Genomic DNA, 16,791 nt, shown 5'->3' with positions numbered 1-16,791 from the left:
TTAGAATAAAGCCTTTATTCCAAGGAATAGAAATTTTATTTTTAAGAATAAAGGCTTTGTTTGTAGAAACAGAATCCTTGTTCTATTTTTGTATAGGCACAAAGGTAAGTTTCCGTGGCGAGAAAAGCAAGTTTTGGTGGGGAGAATCTTCATATTTATCCGCAAATGCCTTTACTGAGATATAGTCTTTCTTTTTTATATGGAATCGCATTTTTCGGAAAAAGATTTCGGTTGTGGGCGACGGCCGCTCTTCTATTATGGAGGATGACGTTTCTTTTATGCAAAAAAATATGCCACAATTTGCTCTTTTCGTAAATAAGTCGTTACTTTGCACAAATTTTAAAGAGACTATGCAATCGCAGGAAATGAGAAGCAAATATAACCTCCGTTCGAATGAATTTCATTCGGGAGCCGTCAGTTTCTCTTTTTTCGAGAAAGATATTTTTAGTTCTTTGGTAATGCGTTAATCCTTTATTGGGTGACGCATTTTTTTTGTGAAATAGCTACAACTCGTAGTTCGTAGCTTGTAACTCGTAACTTAATAGACAACAAGAGAATATGGAAAAGAATTTAAAGAAAGTGCTTGTCTTGGGTTCTGGTGCGCTCAAGATTGGTCAGGCCGGAGAGTTTGACTATTCCGGTTCGCAGGCGCTGAAGGCGTTGCGCGAAGAAGGTATCGGTTCTGTTTTGGTAAACCCGAACATTGCTACTATCCAGACATCGGAAGGTATCGCCGATCAAGTTTATTTCTTGCCGGTAACTCCTTATTTCGTGGAAGAAATCATCAAGAAAGAACGTCCCGACGGCATTTTGCTGGCATTCGGCGGACAGACGGCGCTGAACTGCGGTACGGAACTCTATCAGAACGGAATTCTTCAGAAATATGGCGTGCGCGTGCTGGGTACTTCCGTTGAGGCGATTATGTACACCGAAGACCGTGACCTCTTTGTGAAGAAGCTGGACGAGATTCCGATGAAGACTCCGAAGAGCCACGCTGTGGAGAGCATGGAGGACGCACTGAAGGCAGCCCGCGAGATTGGCTACCCCGTGATGGTGCGCTCGGCTTATGCTCTGGGTGGACTGGGAAGCGGTATTTGTCCGGACGAGGAAGCCTTCATTAAATTGGCCGAAAGCTCTTTCACTTTCTCCAAGCAGATTCTGGTAGAAGAGTCTCTGAAGGGTTGGAAGGAAATTGAATTCGAGGTAATCCGCGATGCCAACGACCACTGCTTCACGGTGGCAAGCATGGAAAACTTCGACCCGCTGGGCATTCATACGGGTGAGTCCATCGTAGTGGCTCCCACTTGCTCATTGACCGACGAGCAGGTGAAAATGTTGCAGGAGCTCTCCACCAAATGTATCCGCCACCTGGGCATCGTGGGCGAATGTAACATCCAGTATGCGTTCAACGCCGAGACAAACGACTATCGTGTCATCGAGGTGAACGCCCGTCTGTCCCGTTCTTCCGCATTGGCTTCCAAGGCTACCGGTTATCCGCTGGCATTCGTGGCTGCCAAGATTGCGTTGGGCTATACGCTCGACCAAATCGGCGAGATGGGAACTCCCAATTCTGCATATGCTGCTCCGCAACTTGATTACCTGATTTGCAAGATTCCGCGTTGGGACTTGACGAAGTTCGTAGGTGTCAGCCGCGAAATTGGCTCCAGCATGAAGTCGGTAGGCGAAATCATGTCTATCGGACGTTCCTTTGAAGAAATTATCCAGAAGGGCTTGCGTATGATTGGTCAGGGAATGCACGGATTCGTGGGCAATGAGGGAGTGGAGTTCGATGACTTGGATTACGAACTGTCACATCCCACCGACCTGCGCGTCTTTGCCATTGCCGAGGCTCTGGAAAAGGGATATGCCATCGACCGCATCTTTGAGCTGACCAAGATTGACCCCTGGTTCTTGGGCAAGCTGAAGAACATCGTAGACTACAAGCAGAAACTTTCCCAATATAATAAGGTGGAAGACATCCCCGCCGACGTGCTGCGCGAAGCCAAAGTGCTTGGCTTCTCCGACTTCCAGATTGCCCGCTTCGTGCTGAATCCGCAAGGCAATATGGAGAAGGAAAACCTTACCGTACGCGCCCGTCGTAAGGAGCTGGGCATCCTGCCCGCCGTGAAGCGCATCAATACGGTGGCTTCCGAACATCCGGAACTGACGAACTACCTCTACATGACGTATGCCGTTCAGGGTTATGATGTGAACTATTATAAGAATGAAAAATCAGTGGTTGTGCTTGGTTCGGGCGCTTACCGCATCGGTTCGTCTGTAGAGTTCGACTGGTGTTCGGTGAATGCCATCCAGACTGCCCGCAAGCTGGGCTACAAGTCCATCATGATTAACTATAACCCCGAAACCGTTTCTACGGACTACGACATGTGCGACCGTCTCTACTTCGACGAGCTCTCCTTCGAACGTGTGCTCGACGTTATCGACCTGGAGCAGCCGCGCGGTGTCATCGTGTCCGTGGGTGGACAGATTCCTAACAACCTGGCTATGAAGCTTCACCGCCAGTCAGTTCCCGTGTTGGGTACTTCCCCCATCTCCATCGACCGTGCCGAAAACCGTAACAAGTTCTCTGCCATGCTCGACCAGCTGGGCATCGACCAACCGGCTTGGCAGGAACTCACCAGCCTGGAAGATGTGAAAGGCTTTGTAGAGAAGGTGGGCTATCCGGTACTGGTGCGTCCGTCTTACGTGCTCTCCGGTGCTGCGATGAACGTATGCTACGATGAAGAAGAACTGGAAAACTTCTTGAAGATGGCTGCCGAAGTATCTAAGGAATATCCGGTGGTGGTATCCCAGTTCTTGCAGAACACTAAGGAGATTGAGTTCGACGCTGTTGCCCAAAACGGTGAAGTGGTGGAATACGCCATCTCCGAGCACGTAGAGTTTGCCGGTGTACACTCCGGTGACGCTACGCTGGTATTCCCGGCACAGAAGATTTACTTTGCAACGGCACGCCGCATCAAGAAAATCAGCCGCCAGATTGCGAAGGAACTCAATATTTCCGGTCCTTTCAATATTCAGTTCCTGGCACGCAACAACGAGGTGAAGGTTATCGAGTGTAACCTCCGTGCATCGCGCAGCTTCCCGTTCGTATCCAAGGTGCTGAAGCGTAACTTCATCGAGACTGCTACCCGCATCATGCTGGACGCTCCCTATACACAACCGGACAAGTCGGCATTCGACATCGACCGTATCGGTGTGAAGGCAAGCCAGTTCTCCTTCTCCCGTCTGCACAAGGCAGACCCGGTATTGGGTGTGGACATGTCGTCTACGGGCGAGGTAGGCTGTATTGGCGACGACTTCTCCGAAGCATTGCTGAATGCCATGATTGCTACCGGATTCAGAATCCCCCGTCCCGAGAAGGGCGTGATGTTCTCCTCCGGAGCCATGAAGTCCAAGGTGGATTTGCTGGATGCCAGCCGCATGCTCTTTGCCAAAGGCTATAAGATTTATGCTACGGCAGGTACAGCCGCTTTCCTCAACGCCCATGGCGTGACGACGGAAGCCGTTTACTGGCCGGATGAACGCCCGGATGCGGAAAACAACGTAATGACGATGATTGCCGACCATGCCTTCGACCTGATTGTCAACATTCCGAAGAACCATACGAAACGCGAGCTGACCAATGGCTACAAGATTCGTCGCGGTGCCATCGACCACAACATTCCGTTGATTACCAATGCCCGCCTGGCAAGTGCCTTTATCGAGGCATTCTGCGAAATGAAGCTGGAAGATATCCAGATTAAGAGCTGGCAGGAGTACAAATAAATTGTTTGCTCTATAAACGATTGCAGGAGCGGAAAGCCGAAAGGTTTTCCGCTCTTTTGGTATACTGCGTTTATTTCCGTATTTTTGTTCGGGGCTGAGTCTCTGTATGAATCAAAAGAAGAAACAATATGAATGAAGTGGAAAAAATGCGTAGCTCCCAGTTGGCGGATATGTCCGTTCCGGAGATACAGGTGAAGTTCGAGCATGCCAAGCGCTTGCTGGCAAAAATGCGTGTGATGAGTACTTACGATGAGGATTACCGGAGCTTGCTGGAGGAGCTGGTACCGGGCATTCCCGCCACGTCCGTCATCTGTCCGCCGTTCCATTGCGACCATGGGGATGGTATCCGGCTGGGTGAGCATGTCTTTGTCAATGCCAATTGCACTTTCCTGGACGGGGGATATATCACGATTGGTGCCCATACGTTGGTCGGTCCATGCGTACAGATATACACTCCCCATCATCCGATGGATTATATCGAGCGTCGTACGGAAAAGGAATATGCCTATCCGGTGACGATAGGAGAGGATTGCTGGATTGGCGGCGGTGCCATTTTGTGTCCAGGCGTCACCATCGGCGACCGTTGTATCATCGGTGCGGGTAGTGTGGTGACGAAAGATATTCCATCCGATAGCATAGCCGTTGGCAATCCGGCAAAGGTTATCCGGAAAAATGAGGCAAAAAAGTGAACGTACTAAATGCTTGAAAAACAGAGTGTGTCGCTAAATGACTAAAAAAATATCGAAAAATATTATGCAAAAGTTTTGGTAATGTCAAAATAAGCTGTACCTTTGCATCGCTTTTGAAACGGAAGTGTACGGGCGTTTAGCTCAGCTGGTTCAGAGCATCTGCCTTACAAGCAGAGGGTCGGCGGTTCGAATCCGTCAACGCCCACACAAAATCCAAGCACTTTCGTTCATCAAAAGGGCGTTTAGCTCAGCTGGTTCAGAGCATCTGCCTTACAAGCAGAGGGTCGGCGGTTCGAATCCGTCAACGCCCACTGGAAATTTTCATTCGAAGGTGGTCTTGCAAGCGATTGTAAGGCCATTTTTTTATCCATTAACTTCCTTTTCTTAAAATCTTTATTCTTTATGTCTTGTTACTCAGAAAAAAGCAGTAATTTTGCAGTCCGATAATTATCATCATAAATACGACGTATGAAACTTGATTTACTTACCGCAATCTCTCCGATTGACGGTCGATACAGAGGCAAAACAGATGTTTTGGCTGCCTATTTTTCAGAATTTGCACTGATTAAATACCGTGTACAAGTTGAAGTAGAATACTTTATCACGCTGTGTGAGCTGCCTTTGCCGCAGCTGAAAGGGGTGGATAAGGGTGTTTTCGAAACCTTGAGAAACATTTACCGTAACTTTTCCGAAGCCGACGCGCAACGCATTAAGGACATTGAGAGCGTGACGAACCATGATGTGAAGGCTGTGGAGTATTTCTTGAAAGAAGAGTTTGACAAGTTGGGTGGTATGGACGACTATAAGGAGTTCATCCATTTTGGCCTGACTTCACAAGATATCAACAATACGTCTGTTCCTTTGTCTGTAAAGGAGGCGTTGGAGCAGGTGTACTATCCTCAAATAGAGGAACTGATAGCGCAGCTCCGTGCTTATGCGGAAGAGTGGGCCGCTATCCCCATGCTTGCCAAGACACACGGACAACCGGCTTCGCCTACCCGTTTGGGCAAGGAGGTAATGGTGTTTGTCTACCGTCTGGAACGCCAGTTGGCAACGCTGAAGGCTTGTCCGGTGACAGCAAAGTTCGGTGGCGCTACGGGTAATTACAATGCCCATCATGTGGCTTATCCGGAATATGACTGGAAGGCATTCGGCAATAAGTTCGTTTCCGAAAAGCTTGGCTTGGAACGCGAGGAGTATACTACCCAGATATCCAATTACGATAATCTGTCTGCCATCTTTGATGCCATGAAGCGCATCAATACGGTGATGATTGATATGAACCGTGACTTCTGGCAATATATCTCTATGGAATATTTCAAGCAGAAGATTAAAGCCGGTGAGGTGGGCTCCAGCGCGATGCCGCACAAGGTGAACCCGATTGACTTTGAAAATGCGGAAGGAAACCTGGGCATGGCGAATGCTATTCTTGAGCACTTGGCGGTAAAACTGCCGGTTTCCCGTTTGCAGCGTGACTTGACGGACTCTACCGTGCTCCGCAATGTGGGTATGCCGTTCGGGCATATCATTATTGCCATACAAAGTTCTTTGAAGGGTTTGCGTAAGTTGCTGTTGAACGAACCGGCCATCTACCGTGACCTGGACAATTGCTGGAGCGTGGTGGCCGAGGCTATCCAGACCATTCTGCGCCGCGAGGCCTATCCGCATCCTTATGAAGCGTTGAAAGCGTTGACCCGTACCAATCAGGCCATTACGGAAGCGTCTATCAAGGAATTTATAGAAGGACTGAATGTGAGTGAAGAGATAAAGAAGGAATTGCGGGTGATTACCCCCCATACTTATACGGGAATTTAAGCAACGACAGAAGTGTGCCGGAGGAATTTCAACTTTTTGGTCCGGCAATTGTTATAGAAACATATAAAATTCAAGGTATAATAGAGACAATGAATGGCCGTGAGGCCAAGGTTTAATTTTATTCGAATAAAAAAACAATGAGTACAGAAAACGAAACTTGGCGTGATGCTTCTTCCTCAGAGGAGAACTCAGGTGCCGGCCGCGATGGTAACCAATTTAACAAGGAAGGTGGCTACAGCCGTCCGTCTTACAACCGTGATAATGGCGACCGTCCTTATCGCCCCAGATTTAACAGTGAAAACGGCGACCGCCCGCAACGCCTTTATAACAGTGACCGTCCTTATCGCCCACGCTTTAATCCTGGTGCGGACAATGGTGACCGTCCGCAGCGTCCTCGTTACAATAATGATAATGGCGACCGCCCTTATCGTCCGCGTTATAACAGCGAAGGCGGCGACCGTCCGCAACGTCCTTATGGAAACAATTCGGGGGACCGTCCTTACCGTCCGCGCTACAACAGCGAAGGTGGCGACCGTCCGCAACGCCCTTATAATAGTGACCGTCCGCAGCGCCCGCGTTATGGTAATGAAGGTGGTGACCGTCCGCAACGTCCTTATAACAGTGATCGTTCTTATAATACAGACCGTCCCTATCGTCCGCGCTATAACAGTGAAGATGGCGACCGTCCGCAGCGTCCTCGCTACAATAATGAGAGTGGTGACCGTCCTTATCGTCCACGCTTCAATTCGGGTGGTGGAAGAGCTGGCGGATATGGTAACAGAGATAGCTATAGCCGTCCTGTCCGTCGTTCGGCCGATTATGACCCCAATGCTAAGTACAGCAAGAAGAAACAGATAGAGTATAAGGAGCAGTTTGTGGACCCGAACGAGCCTATCCGTCTGAATAAATTCTTGGCCAACGCCGGTGTTTGCTCCCGTCGCGAGGCTGATGAATTCATCACTGCCGGAGTCGTTTCTGTAAACGGGGAGGTCGTGACGGAATTGGGAACCAAGATTAAGCGTGGTGATGAAGTGAAGTTCCACGACCAGACGGTCAGTATCGAACGTAAGATTTACGTCCTGCTGAACAAGCCGAAAGATACAGTGACTACTTCGGATGACCCCCAAGCACGTCGCACGGTGATGGATTTGGTGAAAGGCGCTTGCAACGAACGTATTTATCCGGTAGGTCGTCTGGACCGTAATACTACAGGTGTGTTGCTGCTGACAAATGATGGTGACCTGGCTTCCAAGCTGACGCATCCCAAGTATCTGAAGAAGAAAATATATCATGTGCATTTGGACAAGAATCTGACAAAAGCCGATATGGAGCAAATTGCGGCCGGTATTCAACTGGATGACGGAGAAATCCATGCAGATGCCATCAGCTATACGGATGACGTCAAGAAAGATGATGTCGGCATTGAAATTCACTCCGGTAAGAACCGTATCGTGCGTCGTATCTTCGAATCGCTGGGATACAAGGTGATGAAGCTGGATCGTGTATATTTTGCCGGTTTAACCAAGAAAGGCTTGCGCCGCGGCGAATGGCGTTACCTCACGGAGCAAGAGGTGAACTTCCTGCGCATGGGTTCTTTCGAGTAATATATAATAAGGTATAATAACTGTTTTATGGAAAAGATTAGTAGAACAAAGGTGGTTGACCTGCTGAAGCGTGAAGATTTTGGCGCTATGGTCAACGTGAAGGGCTGGGTTCGTACCCGCAGAGGTAGTAAGCAAGTAAACTTTATCGCGCTGAATGACGGTTCTACAATAAATAATGTGCAGATTGTAGTAGACTTGGGTAACTTCGATGAGGAGATGCTGAAAGAGATAACTACCGGTGCTTGTTTGAGTGTAAACGGTGTGCTGACGGAATCTGTCGGTTCCGGTCAGAAGGCCGAAGTGCAGGCCCGCGAAATCGAAGTGCTGGGAGCTTGCGATAACACGTATCCGTTGCAGAAGAAAGGACATTCCATGGAGTTCCTCCGTGAGATAGCCCATCTGCGTCCCCGTACCAATACGTTCGGAGCTGTGTTCCGTATTCGTCACAATATGGCGATTGCCATTCACAAGTTCTTCCATGACAGAGGGTTCTTCTATTTTCATACTCCGATCATCACGGCTTCCGACTGCGAAGGCGCAGGCCAGATGTTCCAGGTAACTACGAAGAATCTGTATGACTTGAAGAAGGACGAGAATGGTTCCATTATTTACGATGATGACTTCTTCGGAAAGCAGGCCAGCCTGACAGTTTCCGGACAGTTGGAAGGCGAACTTGCCGCTACTGCATTGGGAGCCATCTATACATTCGGTCCTACGTTCCGTGCCGAGAATTCCAATACTCCCCGCCACTTGGCAGAGTTCTGGATGATTGAGCCGGAAGTGGCGTTCAATGATATTACGGACAATATGGACTTGGCGGAAGACTTCATCAAGTATTGTGTGCAGTGGGCTTTGGACAACTGTGCCGACGATGTGAAGTTCCTCAATGACATGTTTGATAAGGGCTTGATTGAACGTCTGCAAGGTGTCTTGAAAGAAAGCTTCGTGCGCCTGCCCTATACGGAAGGTATCAAGATACTGGAAGAGGCTGTTGCCAAAGGACATAAGTTTGAATTCCCGGTGTACTGGGGAGTTGACTTGGCTTCCGAACACGAGCGCTATCTGGTGGAAGACCACTTCAAGCGTCCGGTTATCCTGACTGACTATCCGAAGGAAATCAAAGCGTTCTATATGAAGCAGAACGAAGACGGCAAGACCGTGCGTGCCATGGATGTGCTCTTCCCGAAGATTGGGGAAATCATTGGCGGTTCCGAACGTGAATCGGATTACAACAAGCTGATGACGCGTATTGACGAACTTCACATTCCGATGAAGGATATGTGGTGGTATCTCGATACCCGCAAGTTCGGTACATGTCCCCACTCCGGATTTGGTTTGGGCTTTGAGCGTTTGTTGCTGTTCGTGACGGGCATGACGAATATTCGTGATGTTATACCGTTCCCACGTACGCCGCGTAACGCCGAGTTCTAGGTTTTGGAATATACAAACTGGATAAAATCATCCGCACAAACATTCTGTTGTTTGTGCGGTTTTTTTATATCTAAAAATGTTATAATCTCAAAATAAATCCGTATATTTGTGTCTAACGGAACGACATAACGTTAACCAACATCATACGAATATGAAACGGAACTATTTCTTTACCATGCTGGCAGCGGTGCTGCTTGCGGTAGCGGGAGCCAATGCGCAGGAGAGCGCAGAGTTTAGGCCTGCGGAACTGGCAGGAATTTGGCAGTTATGTCATTATGTGTCTGAAATCCCGGATGTTCCCGGGATATTGAAACCGAGTAACACCTTTAAAGTGCTGAGTGATGACGGCCGTATTGTCAATTTTACAATTATTCCAGGTAAAGATGCCATCATCACTGGATATGGGACTTATCAGCAGCTGACGGATAATTCCTATAAGGAAAGCATTGAGAAAAACATCCATTTGCCCATGTTGGACCATAAAGACAATATACTGGAGTTTGAAATAGGGGACGACGGGGTAATGTACCTGAAGTATTTTATAGCTAAGGACTTGAATGGTAATGAACTGAATACATGGTTCCATGAAACATGGAAGCGGGTGGGCATGCCTGCAAAATTCCCCGAAGACCTTGTCCGTTGATATTTCTTTCTCTTTCCCGTTTCTTTCTCATGCAGCTTTGAAAGCCTTCTATGACGGCACCGACCGATGAAGGCCGCATCATAAAGAGTTGTTCTGCGGAGATTCTTCCCTTTCTCCGCAGGATAACTTTGTCTGTTGTATATCAGCCAAGTGGCTCTCTAAAAAAAAAGTGGAAAACTTTTGCCAGTTCTAAGAAAAACCGTACCTTTGCAAGCCGATTATTATCTCGAAAGGATAAGCATTTAATTCATAGCGAGTTAATCTTCCATTGTCCGGGATGACTGGCTTGCGGTGAAGAAAAAATTTAGTAGTAACATTTTAAAAAACAATTAAGAGTGGATACTTTAAGTTACAAGACCATTTCTGCAAACAAAGCTACAGTGACTAAAGAATGGGTCATTGTTGACGCTACAGACCAGGTATTGGGCCGTCTGGGCGCAAAAGTTGCGAAACTGTTGAGAGGAAAGTATAAACCTAACTTTACCCCTCACGTAGATTGTGGCGATAATGTAATCATTATCAATGCCGACAAAGTAAAATTAACCGGTAACAAGTGGAATGACAAGGTATATCTGTCATATACAGGTTATCCCGGCGGTCAGAGAGAAATCACTCCTGCCCGTTTGCAGGCAAAACCGAACGGTGATGACAAGTTACTGAGAAAAGTAGTAAAGGGTATGTTGCCTAAGAACAAGTTGGGCGCAAAATTGCTGGGCAATATGTATGTATATGCCGGTAGCGAGCACAAACACGATGCTCAGAACCCGAAAATGATTGATATTAACATACTTAAATAAGAGATAATGGAAGTAGTAAATGCATTAGGCAGACGTAAAAGTGCAATTGCACGTATTTTCGTAAGCGAAGGTACCGGAAAGATTACTATTAATAAGAGAGACCTCGCAGAGTACTTTCCATCAAGCATTCTTCAGTATGTAGTTAAACAGCCGTTGAACAAGCTGGGTGTTGCTGAAAAGTACGATATCAAAGTGAACCTCTGCGGTGGTGGTTTCACTGGACAGTCTCAGGCTTTGCGTTTGGCAATTGCCCGCGCACTGGTGAAAATCAATGCTGAGGACAAGGCTGCTCTCCGTTCTGAAGGCTTCATGACTCGTGATCCTCGTTCTGTTGAACGTAAGAAACCGGGACAACCGAAAGCACGTCGTAGATTCCAGTTCAGTAAACGTTAAGAGTTGGAGAACGGTTGGGGCGGACAAGTTGCTTAATTCTCGACTTTCACCTCTCAACTCTCAACTGAAAAAGCGTTTAGTATCTAAACTACCGGGACTCTTCAGATTTAGACTACCCGGCGGTTGGTTTAGAAGAAACAAAAAAGAAAGTAAACGATTAATTTAAAAGAAAATGTCTAGAACAAATTTTGATACATTATTGGAAGCCGGTTGCCACTTCGGTCACTTGAAAAGAAAGTGGAACCCCGCAATGGCTCCTTACATCTTCATGGAGCGCAATGGTATTCATATCATTGACCTCAACAAGACGGTTGCTAAAATTGACGAAGCTGCTGAAGCTTTGAAGCAAATCGCTAAATCAGGAAAGAAAGTCCTGTTTGTTGCTACTAAAAAACAAGCTAAGCAGGTGGTTGCCGATAAGGCTGCATCTGTAAATATGCCTTATGTAATCGAGCGTTGGCCGGGTGGTATGTTGACTAACTTCCCGACTATCCGTAAGGCTGTCAAGAAGATGGCTACCATCGACAAGCTGACAAGCGACGGTACCTATTCAAACCTCTCCAAGAGAGAAATTCTTCAGATTTCACGTCAACGTGCAAAGTTGGACAAGACTTTGGGCTCTATCGCTGACCTGACTCGTCTGCCGTCTGCTCTGTTCGTTATCGACGTAATGAAGGAAAATATCGCAGTTCGTGAAGCTAACCGTTTGGGTATTCCAGTATTCGGTATCGTTGATACAAACTCTGATCCTACGAACATCGATTTCGTAATCCCGGCAAATGATGACGCTACTAAGTCAGTAGAAGTTATTCTTGATGCCTGCTGTGCTGCTATGCAGGAAGGTCTGGAAGAACGTAAGGCCGAAAAGGTAGACATGGAAGCTGCCGGTGAAGCTCCTGCCAACAAAGGCAAGAAGAAAGCTACAAAAGCAAGACTCGACAAGTCCGACGAGGAAGCAATCAATGCCGCTAAGGCTGCTGCTTTCATGAAGGAAGAAGAGGCTTAATCATACTGTTGAGAGTTGAGAATTGAAAGTTGAGAGTTACTTTACGGCAATTCTCAATTCTCTATTCTCAACTCTCAATTACTTTATAAGGATATTATTAACAATTAAAATAAAAAGATATTATGGCTGTAAGTATGGCTGATATAACCAAGCTCCGCAAGATGACCGGTGCTGGTATGATGGATTGCAAGAATGCTTTGACTGAAGCTGAAGGCGATTTCGACAAGGCAATGGAAATTATCCGTAAGAAGGGACAAGCTGTTGCAGCTAAGCGTTCAGATCGCGAGGCTTCTGAAGGCTGTGTGCTGGCTAAGACTACGGGTGACTTTGCCGTTATCATCGCTTTGAAGTGCGAAACTGACTTCGTGGCTCAGAATGCTGATTTCGTGAAACTGACTCAGGACATTCTGGACCTTGCCGTAGCTAACAAGTGCAAGACTCTGGACGAAGTAAAAGCTCTGCCGATGGGCAACGGTACTGTACAGGATGCTGTAACAGACCGTAGCGGTATCACTGGCGAGAAGATGGAGCTGGATGGTTACATGACTGTAGAAGGCGCAAGCACTGTGGTTTATAACCACATGAACAGAAACGGTCTCTGCACTATTGTTGCTTTCAACAAGGCTGTTGAAGAAGGACTGGCTAAGCAGATTGCCATGCAGATTGCTGCCATGAATCCGATTGCGGTAGACGAAGATGGTGTATCTGAAGAAATCAAGCAGAAGGAAATAGATGTTGCTATAGAGAAGACAAAAGCTGAACAGGTACAGAAGGCTGTTGAGGCCGCTTTGAAGAAGGCTGGTATCAACCCGGCTCACGTGGACAGCGAAGACCACATGGAAAGCAACATGGCCAAGGGCTGGATTACTGCTGAAGACGTGGCAAAGGCAAAGGAAATCATTGCTACTGTTTCTGCTGAGAAGGCTGCACATCTGCCTGAACAAATGATTCAGAATATTGCTAAGGGTCGTCTTGGCAAGTTCTTGAAAGAAGTTTGCTTGCTGAACCAGGAAGACATCATGGATGGCAAGAAGACAGTTAGAGAAGTCTTGAAAGAAGCTGATCCTGAATTGAAGGTTGTTGACTTCAAGCGTTTTACTTTGCGCGCTGAATAATTCCGCTTAGAAACGATTCTATAAAAAGAAGTGGCCGTATATGGAGTTGAATTCCTAAACGGTCACTTTTTTTATGCCTCTACAGTTGCAGTGAGACGGATGATGGTTTATTTATCCTACGGGTTTAGTTTGCGTGTATCCTTCAGCTTTCAGCAGGTCGATGACACGCTGTTTGAAGTCGCCCTGCACAATGATTTCTCCATCTTTGGCACTTCCGCCCACTCCACATTTACTTTTCAGCAATTTGCCCAGTTCTTTCAGGTCATTGTCGGTGCCCACGAAACCGGTGACAAGAGTGACGACTTTGCCGCCCCGGTTCTTGCGGTCCAGCTGCACACGCAGGCGTTGTTGTGCAGGGGCGAGAGTAGCTTGTTCCTCATCGTCATTCATCTCATAGTTGTAGTTCGGGTTGGTGGAATAGACTATATTCAACCGTTCTTTCCAATCATTATTCTTCATACTTCTTTCTTTTAAACTTCCCAAAAGTACGATATTATGTGGAATTATGCAATTAGAAATTATGTTAAGCTTTTGTTGCATCCGTGTTACTGATTAGAAAAAAAGCACTACTTTTGTCAATCGCAATATTGAGAACTTAAATAAGAAACTATGAGCAGTCCGTTACAGAAAAAAGAAACCATGAAGGTGCCGGAACCTACCTTGCGCCGGCTTCCGTGGTACCTTTCTAATGTAAAGTTGCTGAAACAAAAGGGGGAACGATTCGTGTCATCCACCCAGATTTCCAAGGAAATCAATATTGATGCTTCACAAATTGCCAAAGACCTTTCGTATGTCAATATCTCGGGGCGTACGCGTGTGGGCTATGAGGTGGACACGCTGATAGCTGTACTGGAGGACTTCCTGGGATTTACCAATATACACAAAGCCTTTCTGTTCGGTGTCGGAAGCTTGGGAGGTGCCTTGCTGCGTGACTCGGGCCTAAGCCATTTCGGTTTGGAGATAGTGGCTGCTTTCGATGTGAAGCCCGAACTGGTGGGTACGACACTGAGCGGCATCCCCATCTATCACTCGGACGAGTTCAAGCAGAAGATGCAGGAGTACGATGTCAATATAGGCGTGCTGACGGTACCTATCGAAATAGCCCAGCAGATAACGGATTCCATGGTAGAGGGCGGTATCAAGGCCGTATGGAACTTCACCCCGTTCCGTATCCGTGTTCCCGAGAACATTGTCGTGCAGAACACTTCCCTTTATGCCCATCTGGCCGTGATGTTTAACAGACTGAACTTTAACGAAATCAAGTAATGAAGATTATTGCTGTAGGGATGAACTATGCTCTGCACAACAAAGAGCTGGGACATACACACGAGAATAAGGAACCGGTTATTTTTTTGAAGCCCGATTCAGCTATACTGAAAGATGGCAAACCTTTCTTTATCCCCGACTTTTCCAACGAAGTGCATTATGAGGCAGAAGTGGTGGTACGCATCTGCCGTTTGGGCAAGAATATTGCTCCTCGCTTTGCCCATCGCTATTACGATGCGGTGACGGTGGGCATCGACTTCACGGCACGCGACTTGCAACGTAAATTCCGTGAGGCGGGTAATCCGTGGGAGCTTTGCAAAGGTTTCGACAATTCGGCAGCTATCGGCACCTTTGTTCCTTTGGAACAGGTGGGCGGCAATGTACAGAATCTGGACTTCCATCTGACGATTGATGATAAGGAGGTGCAACGTGGCCATACATCGGATATGTTGTTCCGGGTAGATGATATCATTGCCTATGTCAGTCGCTTCATGACCTTGAAAATCGGTGACTTGCTGTTCACGGGTACCCCTGTGGGAGTAGGTCCCATCAGCATCGGACAGCACTTGCAGGGCTATCTTGGAGAGGAGAAAGTGCTCGACTTCAATATCCGCTGATTATCTTCGTCTTGTTTTTTCTTGTTACCTCGCTTTTTTTCCGTACTTTCGTATCAACTTAAAGAAGCAACGATATGAAGATACGTGTAGGTTTCGGCTTTGATGTCCATCAACTGGTGGCAGGGCGCGAACTTTGGCTGGGCGGCATCCGCCTGGAACATGAAAAGGGATTGTTGGGGCACTCGGATGCAGACGTGCTCATCCATACTATCTGTGACGCATTGCTGGGAGCGGCGAATATGCGCGACATCGGCTATCATTTTCCCGATACTGCCGGTGAGTTCAAGAACATAGACAGCAAGATTCTGCTAAAGAAAACAATAGAACTGATAGCTGCCAAAGGCTATTCGGTGGGTAACATTGATGCCACCATCTGCGCTGAGCGGCCTAAGTTGAAAACCCATATTCCCGAAATGCAACGTACGCTTGCCGCGGTGATGGGAATAGACGAGGATGACATCTCCATCAAGGCCACCACCACGGAGAAACTCGGCTTTACGGGCAGGGAGGAAGGTATATCCGCCTATGCCACTGTATTGATAGTGAAGGAATGACATGAAATAATATCAACTCAATTTAATCATCCACTTATATGAAGAAAATCTCCTTGGCCTTTTGTCTGGCACTTTTATCCTCCTTGTTCTGCCTGGCACAAGTATCGCCTTTGCAGTTCAACAAGAACGGAGAGTTTAAAATCGTTCAGTTTACAGACATCCACTTTAAGTATGGTAATCCGGCTTCGGACATTGCTTTGAAGCGTATTGGCGAGGTGCTCGATGCCGAGCGCCCCGATTTAGTAGTCTTTACCGGTGATGTGGTCTATGCCGCACCTGCCGATACGGCTATGCGTAAGGTGCTTTCCTATGCTACGGACCGTAAGATTCCTTTTGTTGTAACTTTTGGCAACCACGACAACGAGCAGGGAAAAACACGTGCCGAGCTTTATGACGTTATTCGTTCCATGCCTTTCAATATCCAGCCCGACCGTGGTGGAGTAGAATCTCCCGACTATGTCCTCACACTGAAATCCTCGGACGGCAAGAAGGATGCAGCCCTGCTTTACTGCCTGGATTCCCATTCCTACTCCAAACTGCCCGATGTAAAGGGATATGACTGGCTTACTTTTGACCAGGTGAACTGGTACCGTCAGCAGAGTGCCGCTTATAAGGCAAAGAACGGTGGGCAACCTTTGCCTGCACTGGCATTCTTCCATATTCCTCTGCCGGAATATAACGAAGCCGCTTCCGACGAGAACGCCATACTGATAGGTACCCGCATGGAAAAGGCTTGTGCTCCGGAACTGAATACGGGCATGTTCACTGCCATGAAAGAGGCCGGTGATGTGATGGGGATGTTTGTCGGGCACGATCATGACAACGATTATGCCGTAATGTGGAAAGGTATCCTGCTGGCTTATGGCCGTTTCACCGGTGGCAATACCGAGTACAACCATTTGTCCAACGGTGCACGTGTCATTTTGATGAAGGAAGGTGCCCGTACTTTCACCACCTGGATTCGTCTGAAAGGTGGCGAAATTATTGATAAGACGGTCTACCCCGACAGCTATATGAAGGACGATTGGCGTAAGCGTCCGTTGGTGACGGAATAAGGGTGAACTTAAAAAGAACG

15 protein-coding genes and 2 tRNA genes are annotated in these 16,791 nt (G+C 47.4%); 16 read left to right on the top strand and 1 reads right to left on the bottom strand.

Annotated features, from left to right (window positions below):
• Positions 1 to 558 precede the first annotated feature (558 nt).
• From carB to tsf, 12 genes are all read left to right on the top strand, one after another.
• The gene (gene carB, locus ITJ87_RS00835) at positions 559 to 3,786 is read left to right on the top strand and encodes a carbamoyl-phosphate synthase (glutamine-hydrolyzing) large subunit (RefSeq protein WP_005829587.1); all 3,228 of its coding nucleotides are present in this window, start codon (positions 559 to 561) and stop codon (positions 3,784 to 3,786) included.
• Between the two features lie 128 nt (positions 3,787 to 3,914).
• Positions 3,915 to 4,475, top strand: coding sequence for a sugar O-acetyltransferase (locus ITJ87_RS00830; RefSeq protein ID WP_016274434.1), 561 nt, complete (start codon positions 3,915 to 3,917; stop codon positions 4,473 to 4,475).
• Positions 4,476 to 4,605: 130 nt separating this feature from the next.
• Positions 4,606 to 4,680: transfer RNA gene (locus ITJ87_RS00825), tRNA-Val, on the top strand.
• 31 nt (positions 4,681 to 4,711) lie between these two features.
• A tRNA-Val gene (locus ITJ87_RS00820) sits at positions 4,712 to 4,786 on the top strand.
• A gap of 157 nt (positions 4,787 to 4,943) precedes the next feature.
• Positions 4,944 to 6,290 (top strand): adenylosuccinate lyase, encoded by a 1,347-nt coding sequence (gene purB, locus ITJ87_RS00815; RefSeq protein ID WP_009037826.1) that lies wholly within the window; start codon positions 4,944 to 4,946, stop codon positions 6,288 to 6,290.
• 137 nt (positions 6,291 to 6,427) lie between these two features.
• A complete protein-coding gene (locus ITJ87_RS00810) occupies positions 6,428 to 7,894 on the top strand; it encodes a pseudouridine synthase (protein ID WP_117965164.1) in 1,467 nt (488 codons plus the stop codon).
• 27 nt (positions 7,895 to 7,921) lie between these two features.
• A complete protein-coding gene (asnS, locus tag ITJ87_RS00805) occupies positions 7,922 to 9,325 on the top strand; it encodes an asparagine--tRNA ligase (protein ID WP_117965166.1) in 1,404 nt (467 codons plus the stop codon).
• Between the two features lie 151 nt (positions 9,326 to 9,476).
• Positions 9,477 to 9,968 (top strand): DUF4488 domain-containing protein, encoded by a 492-nt coding sequence (locus tag ITJ87_RS00800; protein ID WP_035450126.1) that lies wholly within the window; start codon positions 9,477 to 9,479, stop codon positions 9,966 to 9,968.
• A gap of 335 nt (positions 9,969 to 10,303) precedes the next feature.
• Positions 10,304 to 10,765, top strand: a complete 462-nt coding sequence (rplM, locus tag ITJ87_RS00795) for a 50S ribosomal protein L13 (protein ID WP_117600785.1) — start codon at positions 10,304 to 10,306, stop codon at positions 10,763 to 10,765.
• A gap of 6 nt (positions 10,766 to 10,771) precedes the next feature.
• Positions 10,772 to 11,158, top strand: a complete 387-nt coding sequence (gene rpsI / locus ITJ87_RS00790) for a 30S ribosomal protein S9 (protein ID WP_005829603.1) — start codon at positions 10,772 to 10,774, stop codon at positions 11,156 to 11,158.
• Between the two features lie 172 nt (positions 11,159 to 11,330).
• On the top strand, positions 11,331 to 12,164 hold the full coding sequence (rpsB, locus tag ITJ87_RS00785) for a 30S ribosomal protein S2 (RefSeq protein WP_005829604.1): 834 nt from the start codon (positions 11,331 to 11,333) through the stop codon (positions 12,162 to 12,164).
• A 122-nt stretch (positions 12,165 to 12,286) separates the two neighbouring features.
• A complete protein-coding gene (gene tsf, locus ITJ87_RS00780; protein WP_005829605.1) occupies positions 12,287 to 13,279 on the top strand; it encodes a translation elongation factor Ts in 993 nt (330 codons plus the stop codon).
• A 111-nt stretch (positions 13,280 to 13,390) separates the two neighbouring features.
• Here the strand turns inward: tsf and ITJ87_RS00775 are convergent, their stop codons facing one another.
• Positions 13,391 to 13,738, bottom strand: a complete 348-nt coding sequence (locus ITJ87_RS00775) for a translation initiation factor (RefSeq protein ID WP_117713796.1) — start codon at positions 13,736 to 13,738, stop codon at positions 13,391 to 13,393.
• A 150-nt stretch (positions 13,739 to 13,888) separates the two neighbouring features.
• On the opposite strand from ITJ87_RS00775, the gene ITJ87_RS00770 reads away from it, so the two are divergent.
• The 4 genes from ITJ87_RS00770 to ITJ87_RS00755 all read left to right on the top strand — a co-directional run bounded on the left by ITJ87_RS00770 (position 13,889) and on the right by ITJ87_RS00755 (position 16,771).
• A complete protein-coding gene (locus tag ITJ87_RS00770; protein ID WP_005829607.1) occupies positions 13,889 to 14,545 on the top strand; it encodes a redox-sensing transcriptional repressor Rex in 657 nt (218 codons plus the stop codon).
• Entirely contained in the window at positions 14,545 to 15,162 is a 618-nt protein-coding gene (locus ITJ87_RS00765) for a fumarylacetoacetate hydrolase family protein (protein ID WP_117600787.1), read from the top strand. Before ITJ87_RS00770 ends, ITJ87_RS00765 begins: the two co-directional genes overlap by 1 nt.
• Positions 15,163 to 15,236: 74 nt before the next feature.
• A complete protein-coding gene (gene ispF, locus ITJ87_RS00760) occupies positions 15,237 to 15,716 on the top strand; it encodes a 2-C-methyl-D-erythritol 2,4-cyclodiphosphate synthase (protein ID WP_117600788.1) in 480 nt (159 codons plus the stop codon).
• Between the two features lie 38 nt (positions 15,717 to 15,754).
• Entirely contained in the window at positions 15,755 to 16,771 is a 1,017-nt protein-coding gene (locus ITJ87_RS00755) for a metallophosphoesterase family protein (RefSeq protein ID WP_117600789.1), read from the top strand.
• Positions 16,772 to 16,791: the final 20 nt, after the last annotated feature.

The sequence above is a fragment of the Bacteroides sp. HF-162 genome (assembly GCF_015679285.1).
Taxonomy (GTDB): domain Bacteria; phylum Bacteroidota; class Bacteroidia; order Bacteroidales; family Bacteroidaceae; genus Bacteroides; species Bacteroides uniformis.
The sequence above is the reverse complement of the archived record's forward strand: the minus strand, read 5'-3'. Positions and strand labels throughout refer to the sequence as shown.